The organism is Pseudarthrobacter arbutini (genome assembly GCF_054510915.1).
Map to the genome: position 1 here is coordinate 21,733 of NZ_JBTNDQ010000023.1, position 18,185 is coordinate 39,917.

The following is an 18,185-nucleotide window of genomic DNA, read 5'->3' on the forward strand; positions in this document are numbered from 1 at the left end:
CTTCCTCGGTATGGGGGCCACAAGTGTGACGGGAGCCGGCCAGAATGAAGGCTGGCCGGCTCCCGGGGAAATGCGGTGCTGCGGAGTTGGGTTGACGGCTGGGTTAGGCCTTGACGGCGAAGCCGCCGGTCCAGGCGATCTTTTCGCTGGCGGCGAGGGCGATCTGCAGGAAGCCCGTTGCCTCCAGTTCACGCGCCCGGCGCAGTGAGCCGGCGTCGATGGCGCGCAGGCCGCCGGCGGTGATGACCTCGGCGAGCCGGGACTTCGCGTCGGCGTCGTCCCCGGCGATCAGCACGGTCGTGGGCTGCCCCGCAATCTCGCCCGACGCCAAGGTGGCTGCGAAGGTGGTGTTGAATGCCTTCACCACGCGGGAGTTCGGAAGCGCGTCCTGGATCTCGGCAGCGGCCGAGGAATCAGCCGGCACCGTCAGGGCATCGAAGGTTTCGAAGTTCAGCGGGTTGGTGATGTCAACGATGATCTTGCCGGCGAGCTGGTCAGCACGCTGGGCCAGGATCTCCTGCACTGCGGGGTAGGGGACGGCCAGGACGACAATTTCTCCGGTAAGGGTCTTGTCTGTGTCCTCGCTGCCGAGGACCTGGACGGTGTTGCCGCCCTTTTCAACGATGCCGGCGATGGCGGGGCCCATGTTGCCCGTTCCGAGGATGCTTACGGTGGTCATAACGGTCTCCTTCGTATTTCGTCCCCAATTGGTTGAGGCTTCAACTAAATAGTAGCGCGCTTTGATGGTTGTTGCAACAACCAAGTTAGTGGAGAATGACAATATGGAGACCAAATGGCTTACAAAGGACGAATTGGCCACTTGGGTGCGGCTGTATACAGTGGTCGAGCTGCTGCCCAATGCGCTTGACTCTCAGCTACGACGCGAGGCAGACCTCACCAGCTTCGAGTACTACGTGCTCGCAATGCTCTCCGAAGCCCCTGATCGGACCCTGCGGATGACCGATCTGGCCGCCCAGACCAGTGCCACGCTGCCACGCCTGTCCCACGTCGTAAAGCGGCTCGAAGCGCGCTGCCTGGTGGAGCGCTTTCCCTGTCCCGAGGACGGACGTGCAACCAACGCGTGCCTCACCGGTGACGGGTGGCGCAAAATTGTGGAAACTGCACCCGGCCATGTGGCGAATGTCCGGCGGCACGTCATTGATGCCCTCACGCCCGAGCAGCTTGGGCAGCTGCGAGGGATTGCCGATTCCCTCCTGGAGCGGCTCGACCCTGACGCGGCAATGGCGCCCCTTTATCGCCGCCATGACGTGGGCGGGTGAGTTCCCCTGGCAGCCGGAAACGGACATATGGGCTGGCATCTTGGAGAAATAGTTGACGCGACAAGTAATTCTCCCCTAGACTGTTACTTGAAACCTCAACTAATTCTCTGAAGGCAGGCTTCGACAGCATCCTTCAGGAAAGCCAAGACAAAAGGAACGATTCCATGACTTCTCCGGTGTATCCCGCAGCCACGCAGTCCAACCTCGCCCGCACAGTCCTGCGTCTCGCCTTGGGCGTTGTCTTCTTCGCCCACGGCTGGCAGAAAATTTTTGAATACACCATCCCCGGCACTCAGGCAGCCTTCGCACAGATGGGGGTGCCGGCTGCACAGCTTGTCGCTCCCGCCATCGGCTTCCTGGAGCTCCTTGGGGGCGCCGCCATCATCCTCGGCGTACTGGTCCGCCCAGTGGCCGCCCTGCTGACCCTGAACATGCTCGGCGCCCTCTTCCTGGTACACGCCCCCGCCGGCATCTTCGCTGATAAAGGCGGATACGAACTCGTGCTCGTCCTGGCAGCCGGCGCCGCCGCCCTCGCTATCGTCGGGGCAGGCCGCTTCTCCATCGACGCCCTGGTCTTCGGACGCAGCGAGAACCGCACCCTCGCAGCCCTGGCCTAAGCAACAGTCAGCCTCAAGAAAACGAACGGCGCCCGGAACCCGCACAAGCGGGTGCAGGGCGCCGTTCTTGGTTACCCACTCGATGGAATGACTTGGAGCGTCTCCTCACCAGATGGAGCCGCGAAAGTAAGGCCTGGAGGGACCTGGCTAAACTGCCTGTGCTGCCCTGATGGCCTGCATCACGCGGTCCGTGACCACATTGATGGCGCCGATGCCGTCCACCTGGGTGAGGATCCCGCGCTCAGCGTACTTCGCCACCACGGCTTCGGTCTGCTCGTGATACAGGTCCAGGCGGTGGCGGATGACAGCTTCGTTGTCGTCGCTCCGGCCCGTTTCCTTGGCCCGGCCGAGCAGTCGGTGGACCAGTTCCTCGTCGTCGGCAGTCAGCTGCAGCACCACGTCGAGCTTTTCCTCACCCTTGGCGAGGATCACGTCCAGGTAATCAACCTGGGCCGTGGTGCGGGGGTAGCCGTCCAGCAGGAAGCCGTTTTCGACGTCGGACTCGCTGAGCCGGTCACGCACCATCTTGTTGGTGACGCTGTCCGGAACGAAGTCGCCGTTGTCCATGTACTTCTTGGCCTCGATGCCAAGCGGGGTCTCGCCCTTCACGTTTGCACGGAAGATATCGCCGGTGGAGATGGCCACAACGCCCAGGCGTTCTGAAATCCGGTCCGCCTGCGTTCCTTTTCCGGAACCGGGAGGTCCAATAATCAGCATTCTCGTCATCGCAAAAGCCCTTCGGCCTAGATCCACTTGGGCGCCGCTGGCACAGTATCGCTGACGCTCGTCCCTGCGGCCGAAACGCCGTTCGTGCCACGGCCGGCAGCCCATTCGACAACGTCGGGCAACGGCCCGCTGATGATCGTGGGCTCGGGCGCGCTTGTGTCGCCGAACGCGAGGTCGCGGTCAGTGACTTTGACCAGGAGTCCGGCGTCGGTGCCGCGGGCGTGCCACGTACCGGTGATGTCCTTGAGCAGGCGCTCTAGGACAGGTTCCGGGATATCACTGAAGGTGGCTCCGTTATTTAGGTCGACGGTGTGCATCCAGACTTCTCGCGTGCGCATCCACACTGTTTCCCCAGCCGGAACGATCCGCCCCTGGGCGGTCTTGACCTTGTGGTGCCAGGCATCGGCGGGCAAGTCGCGCCATTCGACGTTCAGGTGGACGGCGGAGTGGTCGAAGAGGTTCCGCAGTGCGATGGGGGAGAGGGTGGCGCCGAACTCGATCTCGTGGTTGCGCGCCTCCGGGGAGGAGTACATGGGTGTTTCCACCCCTGTGCCTGCCCATTCGATGAGCCGGGCGATGGCGCGGGCGTTGTAGCCGATGTGCGCGGTCACGTGCCGGCGGGTCCAGCCCGGCAGCAGCGAGGGGCCGTCGAGTTCGTCGTCGGAGAGTTCGTTGAGTTTCCTCGCGAAGAACGCGGTCCCGCGGCGGGCCTGGAGCAGCGCGTCGAGCAGCTCCGGGTCCGTGCTCTGGTCCTGGCGGGCTACCATCAGGCTTCCTTGACCACGCGGTTGTTCAGCTGGCCCAGGCCTTCGATGGTGGTGACCAGGAGCTGGCCTTCCTGCAGGTACCGCTTGGGGTCCTGGGCGTGGCCCACCCCGCCCGGGGTGCCGGTCGCGATGACGTCGCCCGGGTTCAGGGTAATGATGGTGGAGATGTAGGAGACCAGGAACTCGGGCGTGAACACGACGTCGCCCGTGGGGGTCTGCTGCTGGATCTCGCCGTCCACAGCCGAAGTCATGAGCGGTCCCGCGGTGAATTCGTCGGTGGTGACCAGGGCCGGGCCGAACGGGGTGGATTTCTCCCAGGTTTTGCCCTGGAGCCACTGGATGGTACGGAACTGGTAGTCACGCATGGACACGTCATTAAGCACGGCGTAGCCGGCGATGTGGTCCTTGGCGTCGGCTTCGCTGATCCGGCGGCCGGCCTTACCGATCACGACGGCGAGTTCAGCTTCCCAGTCCACGGAGTCCGATTCCTGCGGCAGGGCCAGGTCATCGTTGGGTCCGATGAGGGATTCGGCGTACTTGGCGAACAGGGTGGGGTATTCGGGGACTTCCCTCCCCATTTCCTTGATGTGGTTGCGGTAGTTGTGGCCCACGCAGATGATCTTGCCCGGAGCGGGGACAACGGCGTCGAGGTCGGCGCCCTCGAGCGGGTGGGTCGCACCGGAGGCTGCGGCGGCGATGGTCTCCCAGGCGGAGTCTTTCAGCAGGGCGCCGACGTCGGCGAACCCGTCGATTTCGGTGAGGGTGTCGCCGTCCTGGCGGACAGCCTTCGTGCCGTTTTCGGTGCGGAGGGTGAGGAGTCTCATGCGTTCTTGCGTCCTTCGGTGTAGGTGCGGTTGAAGTTCAGCCGTTCAAAGATGGGGGCATCGCTGAAGCGGAAGAGGTCAAATTCGGTTCCTGCCTGCAGGGACCATTCCTGCCAGGAGGGGACCACGAACAGGTCGCCCTTGGCCAGGGTCTTGACTTCGCCGTTCAGGGTGGCGGTGCCGGAGCCTTCGAAGACCTGCCAGACACTGGAACCCACTTCACGCAGCGGTTCGGTGGCTGCCCCGGCGCGGAGGCGGTGGAACTCGGCGCGGATGGTGGGCATCACGTCCCCGCCCGTGGTGGGGTTCGAGTACCGGACCGCCGCGTGTCCCTGGGAGACGGTGGCCGGGTGGCCCTCGTCCTCGAGCAGGAGCTGCTCGGCCAGGGCGGCGTCGGTGTGTTCCCACCGGTACGCGGCGATGGGGGAGTTGACCGTGTCCTGGAGTCCGGAGAGCGGGCGAAGGCCGGGGTGGGCCCACAGCCGCTCGGACCGGGAGATATCCGGGGTGGCCTCGTCGGTGACGCGTTCAGTGCCGAACTCGAAGAACCCTGCGTCGGCGTAATGCACAAACGGGATGTCCAGGCCGTCGATCCAGGCCATCGGCTCATCGGTGTCGTTGTGGTGGCCGTGGAAGTTCCAGCCCGGCGTCAGCAGGAAATCCCCGCGGGACATCCGGACCGGATCCCCGTTCACCACCGTCCAGACACCCTCGCCCTCCACAACGAACCGGAACGCGTTCTGGGAGTGGCGGTGCTCCGGCGCGGTCTCGCGGGCACCCAGATACTGGATCGCTGCCCACAGCGTCGGGGTCGCGTACGGGGTCCCGGCAAGTCCCGGGTTCGCCAGGGCGATCGCGCGACGTTCCCCACCACGGCCCACCGGCACCAGGTCACCGGCACGGGCGGCCAACGGGTACAGATCACTCCACCGCCACACATGCGGCACCGCCTTAGGAGAAGGAACCATCGGCATCAAATCCCCGATCTCCGTCCACAACGGAACCAGATTCTCCGTCTCGAAGTCCGCATACAGCTGCTCCAACTGCACCGCCTCTTCAGGCGTCGGCTCCGGCAGGGCGTGGCTGGCGGCCACTGACTCGTGGGTGATGTTCTCAGTCATGGCAATCCTCTACTTTGCGTGGGCGGCGTTGGCAGAGGCCAGCCGTTCCGCTATGTCGGCGCGGAGTTCCTTCTTGTTGATCTTGCCCACCTTGGTGGCAGGCAGTTCGTCTACGACCACCAGATGTTCGGGAATCTTGAAGGCCGCCACTCCGGTCCGCCGCAGCATGTCCTGGATCTGGTCGAGAGTTACCACTCTTCCGGGCTTGACCGTTATGTAGAGGCAGAGACGTTCGCCGAGCAACTGGTCTGGCATGGCGATTGCAGCAGCCATCGTGACGTCTTCTATCCGGTAGACCAGGCTCTCGATTTCCTCGGCAGAAATCTTCTCCCCGCCTCGGTTGATCATGTCCTTGTCGCGGCCCTGGACGATGAGGTTTCCGTCCGGGCGCCGTTCCACGATGTCGCCGCTGGCGTACCAGCCGTCGGCGGTGAAAGCGCGCACGTTGGCTTCAGGTGCGCGATAGTAGCCGCGGGGCGTGTAGGGCCCGCGGGTCAGGATGGAGCCGGGGACGCCATCAGGCAGATCGTTGCCGGCCTCATCCACGATGCGGACTTCGTCGGCTTTAGATACAGGGCGGCCCTGCGTGGTGCAGATGACGTCTTCGGGATCGTCCAGCCGGGTGGTGTTAATGAGTCCTTCAGCCATGCCGAAGACCTGCTGCAGGGTGGCGCCCAGGACCGGTTTCACTTTCCGCGCAATTTCGTCCGGCAGGCGGGAGCCACCTACCTGGAGTACTTGGAGGCTGGCCAGCTGATCGCCTCCGGTTTCCTGCTGGTACTCGATCCATCGTTGGGCAACGGCCGGGACCGCCGTTGAAAGCGTTATCTTCTCCCGTTCGATGGTGGCGAAAGCTTTGCGTGGTTCAGGGCTGGGCAGCATGACTGCGCGGCCACCGGCGAACAGAATCCCCAGAATGCCCGGGCAGGCCAGCGGGAAATTGTGGCTGGCCGGGAGGGTGCCAAGGTAGACCGTATCTTCGGTGACGCCCGTGGGCACGGACGTTGCCTTGATGTTGTAGGCGTAGTCGTTGTGGGTTCTGGTGATGAGCTTGGGCAGGCCGGTGGTGCCGCCGGAGAGGAGGAACAGTGCGGGCGAGTCAGCTGACGGCGCGGAGTCGTCCAGTCTGGCCCTTGCGCCGGAAGCATCCGCTCCCGGGGCCAGGATGTCCTCAAGGCGCACGTTCCGGGCGTTGGCTTCCCCCGATACCAGGATGATCTCCAGCGACGGAATGGTTGCAGCCAGGCCTTCGGCCATGTCCTGGTGGTCAAAGTCCTTGATGACGTCGGGTACAGCGATGGCCCGGGATTCGGAGAGTTCTGTGAGGAAGGAAAGCTCGTATTGCCGGTGGGCCGGCAGCGCCATGACCGGGATGATGCCGGCACGGAAACACGCCAGCGTCAGCACGGTGAATTGCCAGCCGTTGGGCAGCTGGACCATGATGCGGTCATCCGCCCTCAGCCCCAACTGCAGGAGCCGTTCGGCGGCGGCGTCCATTCTGTTGGCCAGTTCGGCATAGGTCAGCCGCATGTCCCCGTCCACGACGGCGATTTTCTGCGGCAACCGGTCGGCCGTGTCGAGGATGTAAGAGCCCAGGGCGCGGTCTTCCCAGTAGCCTTTGGCACGGAATTCGGCGGCGAGGTCCGCCGGCCAGGCAATGGTGCCTGCACTGGTGTGGGTGGTCATTTCGTGTCCTCCTCGACATTGATAACTACGGCATCAAGCGCAATGAGACCATCGCGGGTCAGGCGCAGGGGGTTTATTTCGATCTCGGCGATTTGGTCATTGGCAACGAGCGCGTCACCGAGCCGGACCAGGATGGTTGCCAGCTCGGCCGTGTCCACTGTGGGCCCGGAGCGGAAGCCGTGCAGCAGTTCGCGGGCCTGAAGGTCCGCGGGCATGCCTTCAGCCTCACGGGCGGACAGCGGGGCCGAACGGATGGAAATGTCGGCGAAGACTTCGGCGGCCGTGCCGCCGAGGCCAAAGACGACGATCGGGCCGAAAACGGGATCGCGGCGCACTCCCGCCACCAGGTCAACGCCCGGGGGTGCCATGGCCTCGACCAAGAATTCGCGGGCTCCGGCGGCCTCGAGGCCGTCCAGGGCCCGATCCATGGCCGCGGGGGAGTTCACCCCCAGGTGCACACCGCCGATCTCGGTTTTGTGCAGGACAGCGGCGTCGAGCAGCTTCACCGCTACCGGGCCGCCCAGCTCGGAGAGTGCCTTCTGGGCAGCGGCGCGGGTACTGCAGCTGCGCCGTGCGGGTGTGGCGATGCCCAGTGCGCCGAGGAGTTCCTTGGCCCGGTTTTCGTCCCAGGGCCCTTGCACGTCCGGCCACGCGATCGTTCGGGCGGGCGCTTGCGCTCGTTGGAACTGTCCACGGGCGTCGTTGACCAGCGCGGCGATGCCGTGGGCCAGCGATGTCGGTCCGGTGATCAGCGGCAGGCCGTGGAGTTGGGCGGATTTGCGGGCACGTTCAACGTCGCCGTCGGGTCCGTCCACGCCGATAAGGAACGGCAGGCTTGCCGCGGCTCCTGAGTCGGCAACGGACGCCGGCAGGTCGGCCACGGGTTCGGTCAGTCCGTAAACGGCGACGACGTCAATGGCCGGGTCTGCGGCCACGGCCGCCACGATTTTGTCGTAGCCGGGCCCAGGCCGGCCGGTGTCGACCGGGTTGGCCTGGAACGTCATTGGCGGCAACAGTGCACCGATGGTGTCCTGGCTGGCCTGAGCCAGCCGCGGCAGCGTCACACCGGCAGTGTGGAGGGCATCGGCGATCAGCAGGCCGGGACCGGCCTGTCCGGTGATGAGTCCAACTCCGGGATTGGGGGCCGGCGCCAGGCGGCGGCCGGCGAGTGCGGTGACCGCGGCAACCAGCTGGTTTTCGTCGTCGACGATCACCGCGCCTGCCTGCTTAAGCACGGCGCGTGTGGTCCGCCAGGACGTGGCCAGGGCGCCGGTGTGGGACTGGGCAAATTCGGACACGTCATTTTGTCCGACGATCAGAGCGACGACCGGTTTGATGGCGCTGAGGCGGGCGACGGCGTCCACTAGGGCCGGGCCGTCAGCGACGGTTTCCAGGTGCAGGGCAACCGCTTTGGTTTGCTCATCGGAAATGAGGTAGTCGAGGACGTCCGGTGCGGTGATGTCCGTGCCGGCGCCGATGCCGACGGCGAGGCTGACGCCCGCTCCGGCGCGCTGCAGGTGGAAGGCCAGGACGTGGTTGACTCCGCCGCTGGCTGCCACTACGGCTACCGAGCCGGGTTCCAGTTCTGCGACGCCGGGGACGAAGCTGGCCCGCAGGTTCCGGTGGGGAACGAAGAAGCCGGAGGTGTTCGGGCCGAGCAGTCGGATGCCGGTTTCCCGGACGGCTGCTATGACGTCCCGGTCGAGTTCGATGCCGGGTCCGCCGGCTTCGGCGAAACCGCCGGCGCAGACCAAGGCAGCCTTGGCGCCGTTCGCTGCGCTGTCCCGCAGCGCCTGCGCGGTGGCGGCGGCGGGGACGCAGAGGACGGCCAGATCGGGGCCGCCGGGGATGGCGGCCGCGGCGTCGGCGATGCTGGTGTGCATCCCGTTTTCACCGCGGCTGTTCACCAGTTCCACGGGCGCCGGGTAGCGGGAGAGCGACTGCGCCATGACGGCACCCAGTTTCTCCGGGCTGGACGAGGCGCCGACGACGATGATGCCGCGGGGTTCGAACAGGGGGGTCAGGCTATGCATCGCTTGCCTCCGTGGTGGTGGTTGCGGTGGCGATGGCGTCTGCGCGGCCGGAGAGCACCAGTGTGAGGGCGGATGCGAGGCCCCGGTCATCGATGATGACACTGGTCAGGCCGCAGCCGAGCCGAGCTTCCTCGGACAGGAGGATGCGGGTGAACGGGTTGCCACCCTGGATCACGATCGCTGCAGCCTGAGCGGGCAGCTGGTCAAAGGCGGCGGCAAGGCCTTCCTCGGTATCCGGTGCGGTGAGCAGCAGTGCCGTGGTGGCGGTTGCGTCGGCGGGGTCGGTGACCAGGGCAATAGTGCCGCCGGGACCGGTCAGGGCGGCCTGACCATCCTGCTGGGTGAGGGAGAGCTGGCGCCCGTCGAACCGGACGGATCCGGCGTTGAGCGGTGTTTCCAGTGGTGTGTGGCCATGCCTGGTCAGCCAGTCTTCTTCCACGGACTCAACAAAGCCGGCATCGCGCTGGCGGATCTTGTCGATGTCGATGCTGCGGGAGAAGAAGTGGAAGGTGAACTGGGTGGGCGCGAAGGAGTTGTAGTACCTGCCGAAGTGTTCCCACCAGCTCAGTCCGCCGCGTGCCTGGTTCTGGATCTTGGCCACCTGGGGCTGACGCTCGGTTTCATAGTTGGTGAAGGCCGTTTCGAGGTCGTCCTGGTGCGCAGCGATTTCCCGGACGAGGGTGATGGCGTCCTCCATGGCCATTTTGGTGCCGGATCCGACGGAGAAGTGGGCGGTGTGCACTGCATCGCCGAGGAGGACGACGTTGCCCTTGTGCCACGACCGGGTCCGGCGGGTGCGGAAGTTAGCCCAGCGGGAGCTGTTGGCCACCAGCGGTTCACCGGCAATGTCTTCGGCGAAGAGCTTTTCGAGGAACCGCTGTGTTTTCAGGTCCGACGGTCCCGGAGGCTGGCTGACATCGAATTCGTCGAGTCCGGCCTTGCGCCACGTTTCCTCGTCGGTTTCGACAATGAAGGTGCTGAGGTCTTCGCTGATCGGGTAGCCGTGGACAGCGAAGTTGCCGAACTCGCTCATCCGGTGGAGGAAGGTCATGCCCTTGAATTTGTGGCTCGTGCCGAACCAGATGAACTTGGCCGTGGCCGTCTCTGCCGTGTGGCCCAAGCCCTCGCCGAGCTGTTCCCGGGTCGAGGAGTTGGCGCCGTCAGCACCGACGATCACGTCAAAGTCTTCAAGCTGGGACAGGTCCGGCACATACTGGCCAAAACGCATGTCGACGCCAGCCTCCGCGGCCCGTTCCTGCATGAGCTGAAGGAGGGTCTTGCGGTAGATGGCGGCCATGCCGTTGCCGGCGAAGGACTTCTGTTCACCCTTGAGCCAGACTTCGATGTCATCCCAGTGGGTGCCGAAGTCCCGCAGGCCGTTGCGGACAACGGGATCGGCGTCGTTGATCCGATTAAGCGTTGCGTCTGAGAAAACCACGCCAAAGCCGAAGGCGTCAGTGGCCTGGTTCCTCTCAAAGAGCACGACTTCGGCGTCGGGAACGGTTTGTTTGAACAGGGTTGAGAAGAACAGTCCGCCGGGACCGCCGCCAATGCAGGCTACGCGAAGTGCCATCGATGCCACCTTCTAAATTTTGGGAAGTCAGTGAGATAAGTCTCGTAATGAGTATGTAACGCATATACGTGCGACGTCAACTTTTTGTTACACATTCCTCACGGTTCGGGGTGGATTCCTGACTACGAAGCTACTTCCTGGCCCTGCGCCACGGGCTGGCCGATGATGCTGGAAACGAATTCCGTCGCTGCGGGTCCGAGCTGTCGGTGCACTGCGCCGAAGAGCGTGTAAGCCCCGCGGCTGGGCCAGTTCGCGGGCTGCAGCTCAGGGGGAAGGTGCGGATCCCGGAATGGAAAGCGGCGAAAGTCGCCGATAACATGCATCCGTTCTATGAGGGCCGTCCGGCCATCCTTGCCTGCACTCAGGGCTTCGTCATTGAGCGGTGCGTACGTGCTAATGAAATGTTGATAGTCCGCACCCAACTGCTCCAAATCCCAGCATCGCGCAGCCAGGCCCCTGTCTTCCTGCAGGTCGCCGGTTCCGCACCATAGCGCGTCCACCTTGGCCAGCGGATTCTCGGCGGCGATTTCACGGACTTCGGCGAGGAGGTTGTGCGGGCTCAGCCAGGTTGATGGTGACAGCTGGCCGAAACCATGCCAGGCGAGCTGTTTCCGGAGCTGTTCGCGGACGGCGCGTTCGGATTCCGGGACCTGGTAGATGGCCATGGTCCAACGCCTCTCCCAGGTCTCGTCCCGTCGTCGGAAAATCCGCTCGCGTCCCTCGTTGAGGATCTCCAGCATGTGCGGGGTGAGGGAGTAGACCGTTTCCCGCCCCACTCGCCTCGTGGTGAACCAGCCCTCCTTGCGCAGGCGGGACAGGTTAACGCGGACCGTGGCGGCCTCGATGTCAAAGACAGCGAGGAGTGCCGTGATGTCGGCAAGCCGAACCTCGCTGCCGGCATATCGGAGGTAGTCCCCGAATAAATCCAGGATCAAGGCTCTGGGTTTCCACTGCATAAGACTCCTCTAACTCTTGACTACCTGAGAGATCATCAATCAGGAAACGTGCAACAACTCTATTGACGAACAACATTTTCATGTTACATTCGGTTGTGGGTCAGATCACAACCGATCGCCCTCATCTCTGGCACATCACAATGTTGTGTATATCACCTGGAGCCCCCCATGACTTTCCCCCAATCTTCAACGTCGGCCCGCCCGCGCAAATCGCCCGGCGTCGTCATCTTTCTGTGTTTCCTTGCCATTGTCTTCGACGGCTATGACCTGGTTGTCTATGGTGCAATCGTTCCCAAGCTCCTGGCGTACGAGCCCTGGGGTCTGACGCCGGTAGAGACCGGTGCCATCGGTAGCTACGCCTTGGCCGGCATGTTTATTGGCGCCATCCTTATCGGGTACCTCACCGATATCGTCGGCCGCCGGAAGGTCATGATGGTTTCCATCGCGGCTTTCTCTTTGCTGATGCTCTTGACCGCCTGGGCGCCGACCCCCGAACTCTTTGGTTTGTTCCGTTTCCTTGCAGGCCTCGGACTGGGTGGTGTCATCCCCACGGCGATCGCACTTACCGTGGAGTTCTCAAAGTCGGCCCGACGCAACTTCAATAACGCCCTGATGTTCTCCGGCTACGCTGTCGGAGGCATTCTCGCCGCACTTCTTGCTCTCGCGTTCCTGCCCTCCCTGGGATTCCAGGGCATGCTTGCCTTGGGCGGCATTCCACTCGTCACCGTTGTCCCACTGCTGTTCAAATACCTTCCCGAGTCCCCGGCCTTCCTCGCAGCGAAAGGTGACCGGATCAACGCGGAGCGCATAGTCGCCGAATACGGGCTGGAACTGCTGCCGCCGGTACGGGTTCACACCGACGCCCCCGAAACCGGGCGTTTCCGCACGCTGCTGACTGGACGTCTGCTTGGCGCCATGATCCTGTTCTGCCTGGCCGGAATCTGTGGCCAAACGCTCGTATACGGGCTGAACACCTGGCTGCCACAGCTGATGGTGATTGCCAAGTACTCTCTGTCTTCTTCACTGACCTTCCTGCTCACGGTCAACATCGGGGCCGTTGTAGGTGTTCTGGTATCTTCCCGTTTGGCGGACCGCTTCGGACCCCGCCGGGTGACGGCCGTCGCCTTTGCCAGCTCCGGAATCGCCCTGGTTCTCATGGGAACCGGCATCATGCCTCTCGTGGCCATGTACGCTCTCGTGGCAGTGGTCGGCTTCGGATCAGTGGGAGCGCAGATACTGGTGAACGGCTTCGTTGCCACGTACTTCTCCGGCGCAACCCGGGCCACCGCCCTCGGAATTACGCTCGGTGTGGGGCGGATCGGCGCAGTATTGGCGATCTCCGGTGGCGGCGTCCTCGTGGCGGCTGCGCTCGGCAACTTCATCAACTTCTCCGTCTGGGCAATTGCCGCCGCCATCGGCGTCGTTGCCGTCCTGGCCGTGCCTAGCCTTCCCGACTCCGAATCCGAATCCGAATCCAAGGGCAAAGCTGCAGGAAATCCCGAAACCTTCGCGACCAACGACCCCGTCCAGCACTAAGAACCGCATCCTCGAGCCGAGCCAACTGCGGCCCGGTAACTCACCAACAAAGGAGCTCCCTTGCAAACGCAACTCATCATTGACAACCAGCCTCGTGACGGCCGTGAAGGCAAGACGTTCGAACGGCGGCACCCGCTGACGGGCGCACTCGTGACCGAAAGTTCAGCAGCTGGCGTGGACGACGCCCTGGATGCGGTGGAGTCTGCGGCCAAGGCGTTCACGACCTGGTCGACCACCGGCCCGACTGAACGACGCGCTGTAATGCTGAAGGCCGCGGAAATCATGGAGCGGCGAGGGCCGGAGTTCATTGAGACGATGATGGCCGAAGTTGGTGCAGCGCAGCTCTGGGCCGGATTCAATGTGTTCCTCACCGCGCAGCTGTTCCGTGAAGCGGCTGGACTTGCCACGCAGATTCAAGGTGAGACCCTTCCGACGGACAAGCCGGGCACACTCTCGATGACGGTGCGACAGCCCGCAGGCGTTGTTCTCAGCATGGCGCCCTGGAATGGAGCCGGCGTGCTCGCAGCCCGGGCCATTGCCTACCCCATCGTTTGCGGCAACACCGTGGTCTTCCGCGCTTCGGAAACCAGCCCCCGGACCCATTCGATCATTGCGGAGGTCCTGCACGAGGCCGGTGTACCTGCCGGCGTCCTGAACTTCCTGACAAGTACTGCCGAGGACTCTGACCGGGTGGTGGAAGCGATCATCGCGCACCCGGCGGTCCGCCGGATCAACTTCACCGGTTCAACGGCGGTGGGGCGCATTATTGCCGAGAAGGCTGCCCGCTACCTCAAGCCCGTACTGCTGGAGCTCGGCGGCAAGGCACCGTTCGTGGTCCTGGACGATGCCGACATCGATGGCGCCGTCAACGCGGCTGTCTTCGGTTCATTTCTGTACCAGGGACAAATCTGTATGTCCACCGAACGATTCGTGGTTGACGAGAGCGTCGCCGACGAGTTTGTCGCGAAGTTTGCCGCCCGTGCGGCGCAGCTGGCCGCTGGAGACCCCGTCACTGACGAAGCCTGCATCGTCGGTCCCATGATTCGCGAAGAATCAGGGGCACGCATCAACGCATTGATCGATGATGCACTGGCGAAGGGCGGAGAGCTCGTCGTCGGTGACCGGGCCGATGGTGCTTCAATGCCTGCCACGATCATCGACAAAGTGGTGCCCGAAATGTCCATCTACGACCAGGAGACCTTCGGCCCCATCACCACGGTAGTCCGCGTCTCCGGCGTCGAAGAGGCAGTCCAAGTGGCAAATGACACCGAATACGGCCTCGCCGCCGCCGTCTTCGGTGCGGACAGTACCCGGGCCTTGCAGGTTGCCATGCGGATTCAGGCCGGACACGTGCACGTCAACGGGGCAACAGTGCAGAACGAGGCTCAGGCTCCCTATGGCGGCATGAAGAACAGCGGCTACGGCCGGTTCGATGGCCGGGCCGTCATCAACGAGTTCACGGAACTGAAATGGATCACCGTGGAGCAGTCCGACCAGCAGTACCCGTTCTAAGCCAAGAGCCCTACACGGACAGGAAGGCATGACTATGCAGGTAACCGCAGCAGTGGCCCGTGAGCCGCGGCAGCCACTCACGATTGAAAAACTTGAGCTGGACGTTCTCCGTCCGAATGAGGTGCTCGTAAGGATGGTGGCCTCTGGCGTGTGCCACACGGACGCCATCGTCCGAGACCAGGTCTATCCGACACCCTTGCCCGCCGTCCTGGGACACGAGGGGGCCGGAATTGTGGAGCAGATAGGGTCTTCCGTCACAACGGTGCAGCCGGGCGACCATGTACTGCTCGCGGCCGCATATTGCGGAAAATGCGACCGCTGCCGATCCGGCGAGATGGCGTACTGCGAGAACCTCTTCGCGGCAGACTTCGGCGGCAGGAGGCCTGACGGAAGCACGGCACTGAGCAAGGACGGCGAAGTGATTTCCTCCCACTTCTTCGGCCAGTCATCGTTTGCCACATACGCCAACGTCGTCGAGGAAAGCGTCGTTCGGGTCGGTTCCGACGTCCCACTCGAGGTTGTTGCACCCTTGGGTTGCGGCATCCAGACCGGAGCCGGTGCGGTGCTCAACGAACTTAAGCCCGCGTTGAACAGTACGCTCGTGGTCATCGGCACGGGAGCCGTAGGATCCGGTGCCATCATGGCCGGCGGGGTGGCAGGGTGCGCACGCATCATTGCAGTGGACATCCACACCTCCCGGCTGGATCTCGCCAAGGAACTCGGAGCGACGGACGTCATCAACACGCAGGAAACGGACCTCACGGACGAGATCCTTCGTCTGACGGATGGCCGCGGCGCCGATTACGTGATCGACACAACCGCCCGTCCGGAACTGCTCCGCAAAGCGGCCGATGCTCTTGCCCTCCGCGGAACCCTGGCCTTGGTAGGCGCCGCAAAACCCGGGACAGAGGTGTCCTTCGAAATCGGCCTCTCCCTGGTCAAGGGCTGGACGTTCAAGACCGTGATCCAAGGCAGCTCAGTGCCCCAAGTATTCATTCCCAAGCTCATCGAGTTGTGGAAGGAAGGCCGTTTCCCCATGGACAAGCTGATGCGCAACTACGCCTTGAGTGAGATCAACCAGGGCTTCGAGGACTCCGCCAATGGAACGGTCGTCAAGCCTGTCATTGTCTTCTAGCGGTCTGGTAGTCACCTGACGGCGAGGATTCGTGAACCTCACGCAGGAAGAGGACGACGGCGGGTGCTTCCCCGCCGTCGTCCTCTTCCTGCGTCCGGAGGCTGTCGCCCGGTGGAACTAATACGAAAGTAAGGTGGGTCAGGCTGCGGTGGGCCTGATGGTGACGTCATAGCCGAGGCTGATGAGTTTGTTGATGGCGTTGGTGCGGGCTTTGACGGGGTCGAGGCGGGTGAAGTAGTCGGCGCCGGGATCGTCGTAGCATTCCCCCTGGGCAAGGAGGTGCCAGGCTGCGTTGAGTATCGAGTGTTCGAGGGCGACGATGGCTATCATTGCACTCCGCCGGAATCTGATGCGTTGGTATTTGGCTGCGAGGTAGGTGTTTTTGCTTCGCGAGGCTGAGAGTGCCGCGGTGCCGAGGGCTGCTTTGAGGTATTTATTGCCGGGCAAGATGTGCGCGGATTTGATCCGTCCGGCTGATTCGTTGGAGCCGGGACAGACGCCGGCCCAGGACGCGAGCCGGGCCGGTGTTTCGAAAACGGTCATGTCCGCGCCGGTTTCGGCGATGATGACGTCGGCGACTTTGAGAGAGACTCCCGGGATGGTGGCCAGGAATTCCCTGGCTGCACGAAAGGGGGCCATCGCCTCCTCGATCCTGTCCGTCAGCGCGTCGATGATGCGGGTCTGGGCATCGATCTGGTCCAGATGCAGCCGGGCCATGAACGCGTGGTGCTCCTTGAACCGGCCGGTGAGTGCATCAACGAGTGCGGGGATTCTGGAGCGCAGGGTTCCTTTGGCGAGGCCGGCGAGGACTTCCGGGTCCCGTTCGCCGTTGATGAGGGCTTCGAGCATCGCCCGGGACGAGACCCCGGTCAGGTCCGAGACCACGGAGGAGAGCTTGATCCCGGAGCCCTCAAGGAACTTTTCCAGGCGCTGGATCTCGCGTGTCCGGTCGCGTGTTGCTATGGACCGGGCACGGGTGAGGTCCCGCAGGTCGCGAATCGGTTCAGGCGGGACGAAGGAGGCCCTCAGCAGCCCGTGCGCGGCGAGCTGGGCCAGCCATGCTGCGTCGGAAACGTCTGTTTTGCGTCCCGGGATGTTCCGGGCCGCCCTGGCGTTGACCAGCATCACCGGCAGGGTTTCTTCGAACAGGTAGAAGAATGGCTTCCAGTAATCGCTGGTGGCTTCCATAACCACTGTGGTGACGTGCTCGCGTTCGAGGAAGTCCCGCAGTTCCAGGATCTGCCCGGTCGTCGAGCCCCAGGTCGTGACAGTTGACGTGTATGTCCCGGCCCGGGCGCCGGGGACCCGCACGCAGACCTTTGCGTCGAGTTTGGAGATATCCATCCCGGCGGTCCGCTCGTGAACAATATCCATGACAGTTCCTCCTGACACCCTTGACCCTGCAAATTCTGGTGTCTGCCGCGGGGAGGACAGGGAATCAATTCAGGAATCTAACACTCGTGCTCTCGGCAACAATCCACGGTTCCCGTGGAAGTCCTCCACGCCACGCTACTTGACGGGCCCTTTCGAGCACCAAGTTCGCATCGGCGTCGACCGTGGCAGACACCTCCATAATCCCCTCCATGAGCGGCCACGGCCATGCACTCGCTCGACGTTGTCAAAACTTTCTCACTACACGGCGCGACAGCGGCTCTAGACCGCTACTTGGTGACCAAGAGGCCAGTGTCCCAGTTGAAATCGGCGAACTCGGGGTTTGCCTGCATGGTCATGAGGACGAACTGGAAGCCCTCGAGTTCCCGTGCGCGCTTGAGTGGACCGACGACGAGCGGGCGCATGGCGCCGCCGCTGACGAGGTTGCTGACGGCCGCGTTGGCACCCGCATTGTCTCCGGCGATGAAGACATCCAGCGGCTGTCCACCTGACTCGCCGGCAACCAGGGTGCCCGCAAAGGTCGTGTTGAAGGCCTTCACGACGTTCGAACCTGCCGGCGCGAGTTGGGCGATTTCTTCGGCGGCTGAGTTGCCGGGTTCCACAACGAGGGAATCGAAGGTATCGAAGTTCACGGGGTTGGTGATGTCCACGATGGTCTTGCCGGCCAAAGCTTCGCCATAGGCGCTGACGACCGACTTGGCGGCGTCGAACGGCACGGCCAACACCACGATGTCACCCTGGGGGGCATCGTCCGTCGTGCCGAAGGTGACGCCGGTGCCAAGCTCGATGGCAAGCTCCCGCGCTTTGGTCGCGTCTTGTCCGAGAATCTCAACCGTGTGGCCGCCGGCGAGGGCGCGGGTGGCAATGCCACGAGCCATGTTGCCGTTTCCAATGATTGTCAGGTTCGTCATGTGGTTCTTCTTTCCGAATACGCGGGCAAGGAGGTTTTTCATCGGATTCTGTTCTTCTGGAGGATTAATACTTGAAGATACAACTAAATATAGGGCAAGAAAGTTGAAACGTCAAG

General features: G+C 63.5%; 16 protein-coding genes. 5 read left to right on the forward strand and 11 right to left on the reverse strand.

Going from position 1 to position 18,185, the window contains the following annotated elements; translation table 11 throughout:
- Positions 1–103 precede the first annotated feature (103 nt).
- Positions 104–679: an NADPH-dependent F420 reductase gene (locus ACX80V_RS20550; protein WP_485844691.1), complete on the reverse strand. Its 576-nt coding sequence runs from the start codon at positions 677–679 to the stop codon at positions 104–106.
- A gap of 103 nt (positions 680–782) precedes the next feature.
- On the opposite strand from ACX80V_RS20550, the gene ACX80V_RS20555 reads away from it, so the two are divergent.
- Complete coding sequence (locus ACX80V_RS20555; RefSeq protein ID WP_485844692.1) at positions 783–1,280, forward strand: MarR family winged helix-turn-helix transcriptional regulator; 498 nt, start codon at positions 783–785, stop codon at positions 1,278–1,280.
- A 164-nt stretch (positions 1,281–1,444) separates the two neighbouring features.
- Positions 1,445–1,897 (forward strand): DoxX family protein, encoded by a 453-nt coding sequence (locus tag ACX80V_RS20560; protein WP_485844693.1) that lies wholly within the window; start codon positions 1,445–1,447, stop codon positions 1,895–1,897.
- Between the two features lie 147 nt (positions 1,898–2,044).
- Here the strand turns inward: ACX80V_RS20560 and ACX80V_RS20565 are convergent, their stop codons facing one another.
- The 8 genes from ACX80V_RS20565 to ACX80V_RS20600 form a co-directional block, all read right to left on the reverse strand.
- Positions 2,045–2,614 (reverse strand): adenylate kinase, encoded by a 570-nt coding sequence (locus ACX80V_RS20565; RefSeq protein ID WP_485844694.1) that lies wholly within the window; start codon positions 2,612–2,614, stop codon positions 2,045–2,047.
- Between the two features lie 26 nt (positions 2,615–2,640).
- Positions 2,641–3,390, reverse strand: a complete 750-nt coding sequence (locus ACX80V_RS20570) for a maleylpyruvate isomerase family mycothiol-dependent enzyme (protein WP_485844695.1) — start codon at positions 3,388–3,390, stop codon at positions 2,641–2,643.
- A complete protein-coding gene (locus tag ACX80V_RS20575; RefSeq protein ID WP_485844696.1) occupies positions 3,390–4,214 on the reverse strand; it encodes a fumarylacetoacetate hydrolase family protein in 825 nt (274 codons plus the stop codon). The genes ACX80V_RS20570 and ACX80V_RS20575 overlap by 1 nt, the downstream gene beginning before the upstream one ends.
- Entirely contained in the window at positions 4,211–5,335 is a 1,125-nt protein-coding gene (locus ACX80V_RS20580; protein ID WP_485844697.1) for a cupin domain-containing protein, read from the reverse strand. The genes ACX80V_RS20575 and ACX80V_RS20580 overlap by 4 nt, the downstream gene beginning before the upstream one ends.
- 9 nt (positions 5,336–5,344) lie before the next feature.
- Entirely contained in the window at positions 5,345–7,021 is a 1,677-nt protein-coding gene (locus tag ACX80V_RS20585; protein ID WP_485844698.1) for a (2,3-dihydroxybenzoyl)adenylate synthase, read from the reverse strand.
- Positions 7,018–9,054, reverse strand: coding sequence for an acetate--CoA ligase family protein (locus ACX80V_RS20590; protein WP_485844699.1), 2,037 nt, complete (start codon positions 9,052–9,054; stop codon positions 7,018–7,020). The genes ACX80V_RS20585 and ACX80V_RS20590 overlap by 4 nt, the downstream gene beginning before the upstream one ends.
- Entirely contained in the window at positions 9,047–10,627 is a 1,581-nt protein-coding gene (locus ACX80V_RS20595) for an FAD-dependent monooxygenase (RefSeq protein WP_485844700.1), read from the reverse strand. Before ACX80V_RS20595 ends, ACX80V_RS20590 begins: the two co-directional genes overlap by 8 nt.
- A gap of 122 nt (positions 10,628–10,749) precedes the next feature.
- Positions 10,750–11,583, reverse strand: coding sequence for a PaaX family transcriptional regulator (locus tag ACX80V_RS20600; protein WP_485844701.1), 834 nt, complete (start codon positions 11,581–11,583; stop codon positions 10,750–10,752).
- A 168-nt stretch (positions 11,584–11,751) separates the two neighbouring features.
- On the opposite strand from ACX80V_RS20600, the gene ACX80V_RS20605 reads away from it, so the two are divergent.
- The 3 genes from ACX80V_RS20605 to ACX80V_RS20615 are packed head-to-tail and all read left to right on the forward strand — an operon-like array spanning position 11,752 to position 15,766.
- On the forward strand, positions 11,752–13,119 hold the full coding sequence (locus tag ACX80V_RS20605; RefSeq protein ID WP_485844702.1) for an MFS transporter: 1,368 nt from the start codon (positions 11,752–11,754) through the stop codon (positions 13,117–13,119).
- A gap of 60 nt (positions 13,120–13,179) precedes the next feature.
- Positions 13,180–14,631, forward strand: a complete 1,452-nt coding sequence (locus tag ACX80V_RS20610) for an aldehyde dehydrogenase (RefSeq protein WP_485844703.1) — start codon at positions 13,180–13,182, stop codon at positions 14,629–14,631.
- A 28-nt stretch (positions 14,632–14,659) separates the two neighbouring features.
- Positions 14,660–15,766, forward strand: a complete 1,107-nt coding sequence (locus ACX80V_RS20615; protein ID WP_485844704.1) for an NAD(P)-dependent alcohol dehydrogenase — start codon at positions 14,660–14,662, stop codon at positions 15,764–15,766.
- A 138-nt stretch (positions 15,767–15,904) separates the two neighbouring features.
- On the opposite strand, the gene ACX80V_RS20620 is transcribed toward ACX80V_RS20615, so the two are convergent.
- On the reverse strand, positions 15,905–17,140 hold the full coding sequence (locus ACX80V_RS20620) for an IS110 family RNA-guided transposase (protein ID WP_485844705.1): 1,236 nt from the start codon (positions 17,138–17,140) through the stop codon (positions 15,905–15,907).
- A 287-nt stretch (positions 17,141–17,427) separates the two neighbouring features.
- The gene (locus ACX80V_RS20625) at positions 17,428–18,069 is read right to left on the reverse strand and encodes an NADPH-dependent F420 reductase (protein ID WP_485844706.1); all 642 of its coding nucleotides are present in this window, start codon (positions 18,067–18,069) and stop codon (positions 17,428–17,430) included.
- Positions 18,070–18,185: the final 116 nt, after the last annotated feature.